Here is a 6,078-nt window from a genome sequence, read left to right as displayed (position 1 = left end):
GGAGCACCCAGGTGCCCGACCTCGGCGCCTCCACGTGGAAGCCGACCGTGTTGCGCTGGGCATCCATCGCGTGGGCGTGCAGGTACTCCAGCGACTCCCGGCGAGTGCCGACCAGGTGACCGCCTGCCCCGAGGTAGGGCTCGAGCTCGACCGGCTGTCCGGCCTTCGTCACCGTGAAGGTGTACGTCGAGCCGTCTGCCTCGAGCGCCACGTCGAAGCCGTCGACGGAGGCGGTGTCGTTGGGCTCGGTCCGCGCGACCCGCGGACGGCTGTCGCCTGCCACGGCGAGGTCAGCGGTCAGCACCTGGGCCACCGCACCGGTCGGGGTCGTGTCGGCGTACACGCGGTAGTCGCCCGCGAGCAGTCTCGTCCTCACGCTCCACTCCCGGTCGGCGAACGTCGGGTGCAGGTGCTGGTAGACCTCCGGGTACTCCCGGTCGACCACGATCAGGTGCAGCTCCTTCTCGTGCACCACGTCGTACTCCGTGACCGGCTCGCCGTCGGCATCGAGCACGGAGAGGCGCAGCTCGACCTCACCGGCCTCGAGCGAGGAGTCTGCGAGCTTCACGGAGTAGCGCGGCGCAGGCTTCTCCGACGCGTGGCCGCCGTGCCCGGCGGGCGACGTCTCGTCGCCGACCAGCTGTCCCAGCCCGAAGGCGAGCGCGAAGGCGCCGGCTCCGACGAGGAGGAAGACGACGATCTTGCGGAGCGAGCCACTCATGCGAGCTGGTAGCCCGCCTCGGTCACGGCGGCCTCGACGGCCTCCCGCGACAGCTCGGCTTCACTGGTCACGACGACGGCGCCGGTCGGCAGGTCGACCTGCACGTCCGTGACGCCGTCGACCTCCTTCAGCTCCTCGGTGACCGACGCGACGCAGTGGCCGCAGGTCATGCCGGTGACGGCCCAGGTGGTGGTGCTGCTCATGGTTCTTCCTTTCCGGAGGTGGGTGCGGTCAGGACCGCAGGAGACGCGCGATCGCGTCGGAGGCTTCCTTGACCTTCGCGGCGGCTTCGTCGTCGCCGGCGCGTGCCGCATCGACGACGCAGTGCCCGAGGTGGTCCTCGAGCAGCCCCATCGAGACTGCCTGCAGCCCCTTGGTCACGGCAGAGACCTGCGTGAGGATGTCGATGCAGTACTGCTCTTCCTCGACCATCCGCTGCAGGCCTCGCACCTGGCCCTCGATCCGGCGAAGTCGCTTGAGGTACGCGTCCTTGTCGCCGATGTAGCCGTGTGTGGCGTGTGCTTCGTGCATGCCACACACAATACCCCCAGGGGGTATATCTATTCCCCCGGGCCGCTTTCGCCCGTCAGAGCAGAGCCCTCGTCGGGCACCGCGTCCGGTGTCGTCACCGGCGTCGCGCCCGGACCGGCCTCCGGGGCCAGTCCCAGGATCGCGTCGATCTCGTCCTGGTCGAGCGGGCCGGCAGCCCCGCTCGCCGCGATGATCAGGTTGGTCGTCATCTCGACCTCGCCGAGGAGGTCGGGGTCCTCGAGCGACACGTCGAACTGGTCGGACATCACAGCCTCCCTCCGGTTGCTCCACTGCCCATGGTGCCCGACCCGATCAGGCGTCGCACGGAAAGTCCCGGTTTGGCATCCATGGACTGGACCACCAGAAATGGGAGGAGCCCCGGACCCCAGCGATTGCTGGGGTCCGGGGCTCCGAACGTCAGAGACAGGTGCGTCTCGGACAGGCCCGCCAGTCTGACGAATCAGACGGGGCGAACGTTCTCCGCCTGCGGGCCCTTCGGACCCTGGGTGACGTCGAACTCGACCTTCTGGTTCTCGTCCAGCGACTTGTAGCCGTTGGTCTGGATGGCCGAGTAGTGCACGAAGACGTCGTCGCCGCCGTCCTCCTGCGCGATGAAGCCGAAGCCCTTCTCAGCGTTGAACCACTTCACGGTGCCCTGAGCCATTGCTCTTCTCATTTCTTTCATCGGGGCGAGAGGCCATCAAGATCGACAGCCCCGCAACACGTGCGGGTGACACGTCGCTCCGACTCGAAATGCTGGGACTCCGAGAAAGACACGCCGTTGGATCACAAACCCCGCCGGCGTCAACCTGCTGGAACTTGCACCTGTTGCGCCGACAACACTAGCAACACACGCCCCGGATGGAACCAGTGAAATCGATGAACTTTGCGAGGCGCGCGCGTTACATGGTTCGCAGAGCCGCACCACCATGAGGAAAGCCCCGTCGTACGCCGGGCGCGCGGCTCTGCGCCGCTCGCCTCAGACTCGCCCTAGACTCCCGTTCCGTGCCAGGCCACGGGTCACGGCACGGGCCCTTAGCTCAATTGGCAGAGCATCGGACTTTTAATCCGCGGGTTGTGGGTTCGAGTCCCACAGGGCCTACTGCTCCTCCGAACGCCGGATCACTTCGGGCCACTCGTCAGGACCCACACCCTCCCGCACATAGAGGCTGGGCGGCTCACCTGGATTGATCGCGACGACCACCGCCACCCGCGGGTCGACGCCCTCAACGGCCTCCACCTCGACCCTGTGGTCCGGCTCGCGCTCGCAGTCCAGTGCGTCGCCCGTCCCGACGGGCTCAGCAGCCGGCGGCGGATCCACCAGCTCGTTGTGACTGCGATAGGTGACGTCGTCGTACGCGATGCGCCATCCGCAGTCGACGGCCTCCTGCGACGCGCTGGATCCGCCGAGCATCGTGGCGCCCGCCAGCGCGACGCCGGAGGCCGCAGCAGCCACGAGCACTCGAGCCGTCATGCTCCCCCAATCGCCGACTGTCGCCGTCCCTCGACTGTGCACCTGCGACGTGTCCTTTGACCAGCGCTTCCCAGCAGGCGCGCAGCCCGCGGAGCCAGTCCATGCTCCGCGGGCTCACGTCCACACGACTCAGCAGCAGGGGACGCCGCCGCAGCAGTCGTCCTGCGGCGTGCCGGCGTCCGTCGCGCAACAGATCTCGAGGTCGGTCATGACTCTCCTCCTCTCCTAGATCGATGGATGTCGATGTACTACATCCTGTGTTCATCCATCGATTGTTGTCAATATGCATGACCATCGATATTTTGGTGGCGTGACGAAGAACCTGCTGGAGCTCACCCCGGTGCAGACGGTCGCCTGCTGCTCACCACTCACCTCCACGCCGTTGAGCAGCGAGCAGGCCGGACGCATCGCTCCCCTGCTGAAGGCGCTCGCGGACCCGGTTCGCCTCCGCCTGCTCTCGCTCATCGCGGCGCACGAGGGCGGCGAGGCGTGCGTGTGCGACCTCAACGACGCCTTCGACCTCTCCCAGCCGACGATCAGCCACCACCTCAAGCAGCTCCACGAGGTCGGCCTCCTGGACCGCGACAAGCGCGGCACCTGGGTCTACTACTCCGTACGCCGCGAGGCGCTGGCCGACCTCGCCGCACTGATCGGTGGCGGCCTGTGAGGGTCGCGGTCCGCAGGGCGTCCGCCGAGCTGGTGGGCACGGCGTTCCTCGTCGCCGCCGTGGTGGGGTCCGGGATCATGGCGACGGAGCTCACCGACGACGTCGCCCTCCAGCTGCTCTGCAACAGCCTGGCGACAGGTGGCGCGCTCGTGGCGCTGATCCTGACCCTGCAGCCGGTGTCCGCAGCGTTCAACCCGGTCATCACCCTGGTCGAGACTCTCCTCGGCGGGATCTCCTGGCGCGACGCAGGCCTCTGCGTCCTCGCCCAGGTCGTGGGCGGCGCGCTCGGCGCGGTCGTGGCGAACCTGATGTTCGACCTCGACGCCGTCGCCCTCTCGACGACGGTGCGCACGGGCGGCGGCCTGTGGCTGGCAGAGGTCGTGGCGACGGTCGGTCTCGTGCTCGTCGTCTTCGGCAGCATCCGCGCCGGCCGCACCGAGACCATCGCCTTCGCCGTCGGCGCCTACATCACCGCCGGCTACTGGTTCACGTCCTCCACCTCGGTGGCCAACCCGGCCGTCGGGATCGCGCGCATGTTCACCGACACGTTTGCCGGTATCTCGCCGACGTCCGTGCCGATGTTCGTGCTCATGCAGCTCGTCGGCGGCGCCCTGGGCCTCGGCCTGGTCCGGCTGCTCTGGCCCGGCCTCCCCTCCATCCCGACGTCCACCCCACTCTCCGAGGAAGCCCGATGACCACCCCCACCGTTCTGTTCGTCTGCGTCCACAACGCCGGCCGCTCCCAGATGGCGGCGGGCTACCTCCAGCACCTCGCGGGCGACCGGATCCAGGTGCTGTCCGCCGGGTCGGAGCCCGGCGACCAGATCAACCCGGCCGCCGTCGCGGCGATGGCGGAGGAGGGCATCGACATCGCGGGCAACCAGCCGAAGGTGCTGACAACCGAAGCCGTGCACGCCGCCGACGTCGTCATCACCATGGGTTGCGGCGACGAGTGCCCCTACTTCCCGGGCAAGCGCTACGAGGACTGGAGGCTCGATGACCCGGCCGGCCAGGGCATCGACGCCGTACGCCCCATCCGGGACGAGATCCGTCGGCGCATCGAGGCGCTGATCCAGGAGCTCCTCGACGCGCCACGCGGCTGAGCGCCATTTGACGGCCACTGCTGCGTAACGCCAGCCCGACGCTGTAGTTTCGGCATGTATGAGGCCGAGCACACCACCCGAGGGCACGCCCCGGGCCGGTGGCAAGGCCGCACGCCCGCAGCAGAAGGACGAGGACGCCATGTCGGCGGAGAGCACTGAGCCCACGCTCGGCGCTGACGTGTCGCCTGACGACATCGTCCTCCGGACGGCCCAGGAGGCTGTCGAGACGGGCCAGAACGCTGCTCCGAAGATGCCGGTCAGCCCCCGCACGGCGCTCTGGCGCCGCGTCCGTGGCGGCGCCGCCGACACCGACACCGACGCCGATCCCGAGGCCGAGCCCGAGGAGCCGTGGCTGCCCGCCGAGCAGTCGACCGAGGCACTCTCGTTCGACAGCTCCGACGACGCGCCCCTGGGCGACGAGCACATCCTGGGCCAGGCACTCTCCGGCCTCGCCGACGACGAGGACGAGGACGCGGGCGCGCAGCCCTCCTCGGCCGAGCGCAGCTCGTGGATGGACCGCCTGACCGCGGCGCGCCAGGACGACAGGCAGCAGCGCCCATCCGCCGCGCCCGAGCCTGCGGCGGACGCAGAGCCCGCTTCCGAGACAGCACCGGAGACCGCGGCCGACGTTGACGTCACGGCCGCAGACGCCGCACAAGCGACGACCCCCAGCACCACCGACGAGCGTCGCGGTCGCCGCGGCCGCCGCTCGGGCGCAGCACCCACCAAGCCCACCAAGCCGACGAAGCCGGCGCGGTCCGCGGCGGCCACGGCAGACGCGACTCCCCTGTCCACGTCGGCGTCGGACGAAACGGTCAGCGGCCCCGGCGACCGGGGCGACGACCTCGACTCCATGCGCAAGGCCGCCGTCGCACGCGCCACCCAAGGCCTCGCCGCTGCCGCAGAGCGTGCAGCCGCCGAGCAGGAGGCCGCCGCCCTCGCTGCCGCAGAGAAGGCGAACCGTGAGCGAGCCGCCGCGGAGAAGGCTGCCGAAGCCGAGCGCGTCGCTGCTGCCCGTCTCGCGCAGGAGCAGAAGGCCCTCGAGACCGCCGCCGCCGCGGAGCGCGCCACCGCCGAGCGCGCTGCCCGAGAGGAGGCCGCTGCTGCCGAGCGGCTGGCCGCCGAGCAGGCAGCCGCCGAGCGCGCCGCGGCCGCCCAGCAGGAGGCTGAAGCACGCGCGAAGACCGAGCGACGGGCCGCCGAGAAGGCAGCCGCCGCCGAGCGCTCTGCCAACAAGCGCGCGCTCGCCGAGCAGGCAGCCCACGAGCAGGCGCAGATCGCCGAGCAGGCTGCCGCTGAGCGCGCCGCGCTCGAGTTGTCGGCCCAGCACCACGCCCGGGCAGCGGAGAAGGCCGCTGCCGTGCGCGCTGCCGCCGAGCAGTCCGCCGCCGAGCAGGCCGCCCTCGAGACGAAGGCCGCCGAGGAGCGCGCCTCCGCCCAGCGGTCCGCGGCCAGGCTGGCTGCCGAGGCCCAGCAGATCGCCGCGCAGCGCCTCGAGGCCGAGCACCGTGCGGTCGAGCAGGCTGCCGAGGCTCAGCGCTTCACCGAGGCTCGCATCGCGGCTGAGCGCGTCGCCCACGAGC

At 70.3% G+C, this 6,078-nt stretch carries 9 protein-coding genes, 1 tRNA gene and 1 pseudogene; 5 read left to right on the top strand and 6 right to left on the bottom strand.

What is annotated here, in order from left to right:
• From VLF38_RS16905 to VLF38_RS16885, 5 genes are all read right to left on the bottom strand, one after another.
• The coding region (locus tag VLF38_RS16905) for a hypothetical protein (RefSeq protein ID WP_325272405.1) at positions 1-721 on the bottom strand (721 nt) is incomplete at its 3' end.
• Positions 718-924 (bottom strand): heavy metal-associated domain-containing protein, encoded by a 207-nt coding sequence (locus VLF38_RS16900; protein ID WP_325272404.1) that lies wholly within the window; start codon positions 922-924, stop codon positions 718-720. The genes VLF38_RS16905 and VLF38_RS16900, both read right to left, overlap by 4 nt.
• A 28-nt stretch (positions 925-952) precedes the next feature.
• On the bottom strand, positions 953-1,252 hold the full coding sequence (locus VLF38_RS16895) for a metal-sensitive transcriptional regulator (RefSeq protein ID WP_325272403.1): 300 nt from the start codon (positions 1,250-1,252) through the stop codon (positions 953-955).
• Positions 1,253-1,281: 29 nt separating this feature from the next.
• Positions 1,282-1,518 (bottom strand): hypothetical protein, encoded by a 237-nt coding sequence (locus VLF38_RS16890; protein ID WP_325272402.1) that lies wholly within the window; start codon positions 1,516-1,518, stop codon positions 1,282-1,284.
• A gap of 194 nt (positions 1,519-1,712) precedes the next feature.
• Entirely contained in the window at positions 1,713-1,916 is a 204-nt protein-coding gene (locus tag VLF38_RS16885; protein WP_107698594.1) for a cold-shock protein, read from the bottom strand.
• 365 nt (positions 1,917-2,281) lie between these two features.
• Between VLF38_RS16885 and VLF38_RS16880 the strand changes: the two genes are divergently transcribed.
• Positions 2,282-2,354 (top strand) — tRNA-Lys (locus tag VLF38_RS16880).
• Here VLF38_RS16880 and VLF38_RS16875 read toward each other — a convergent pair.
• Positions 2,352-2,726, bottom strand: coding sequence for a hypothetical protein (locus VLF38_RS16875; RefSeq protein WP_325272401.1), 375 nt, complete (start codon positions 2,724-2,726; stop codon positions 2,352-2,354). The genes VLF38_RS16880 and VLF38_RS16875 overlap by 3 nt on opposite strands.
• Positions 2,727-3,036: 310 nt before the next feature.
• Between VLF38_RS16875 and VLF38_RS16870 the strand changes: the two genes are divergently transcribed.
• The 4 genes and pseudogenes from VLF38_RS16870 to VLF38_RS16855 form a co-directional block, all read left to right on the top strand.
• The gene (locus VLF38_RS16870) at positions 3,037-3,393 is read left to right on the top strand and encodes a metalloregulator ArsR/SmtB family transcription factor (protein ID WP_325272400.1); all 357 of its coding nucleotides are present in this window, start codon (positions 3,037-3,039) and stop codon (positions 3,391-3,393) included.
• Positions 3,390-4,088, top strand: coding sequence for an aquaporin (locus VLF38_RS16865; RefSeq protein WP_325272399.1), 699 nt, complete (start codon positions 3,390-3,392; stop codon positions 4,086-4,088). Before VLF38_RS16870 ends, VLF38_RS16865 begins: the two co-directional genes overlap by 4 nt.
• Positions 4,085-4,495, top strand: coding sequence for an arsenate reductase ArsC (locus VLF38_RS16860; RefSeq protein ID WP_325272398.1), 411 nt, complete (start codon positions 4,085-4,087; stop codon positions 4,493-4,495). The genes VLF38_RS16865 and VLF38_RS16860 overlap by 4 nt, the downstream gene beginning before the upstream one ends.
• A gap of 58 nt (positions 4,496-4,553) precedes the next feature.
• Positions 4,554-6,078 (top strand): annotated as a pseudogene (locus tag VLF38_RS16855) (hypothetical protein); the annotation flags it as partial.

This window comes from Nocardioides sp. (assembly GCF_035481145.1).
GTDB lineage: Bacteria > Actinomycetota > Actinomycetes > Propionibacteriales > Nocardioidaceae > Nocardioides.
Note: the sequence above shows the minus strand (reverse complement) of the source record. Positions and strands in the feature narration are given on the sequence as shown.

Bases quoted from the DNA above. Each gene is read 5' to 3' on its own strand.
- VLF38_RS16875 (WP_325272401.1), bottom strand. From the start codon at position 2,726: ATGACGGCTCGAGTGCTCGTGGCTGCTGCGGCCTCCGGCGTCGCGCTG.
- VLF38_RS16900 (WP_325272404.1), bottom strand. From the start codon at position 924: ATGAGCAGCACCACCACCTGGGCCGTCACCGGCATGACCTGCGGCCAC.
- VLF38_RS16890 (WP_325272402.1), bottom strand. From the start codon at position 1,518: ATGTCCGACCAGTTCGACGTGTCGCTCGAGGACCCCGACCTCCTCGGC.
- VLF38_RS16895 (WP_325272403.1), bottom strand. From the start codon at position 1,252: ATGCACGAAGCACACGCCACACACGGCTACATCGGCGACAAGGACGCG.
- VLF38_RS16885 (WP_107698594.1), bottom strand. From the start codon at position 1,916: ATGGCTCAGGGCACCGTGAAGTGGTTCAACGCTGAGAAGGGCTTCGGC.
- VLF38_RS16860 (WP_325272398.1), top strand. From the start codon at position 4,085: ATGACCACCCCCACCGTTCTGTTCGTCTGCGTCCACAACGCCGGCCGC.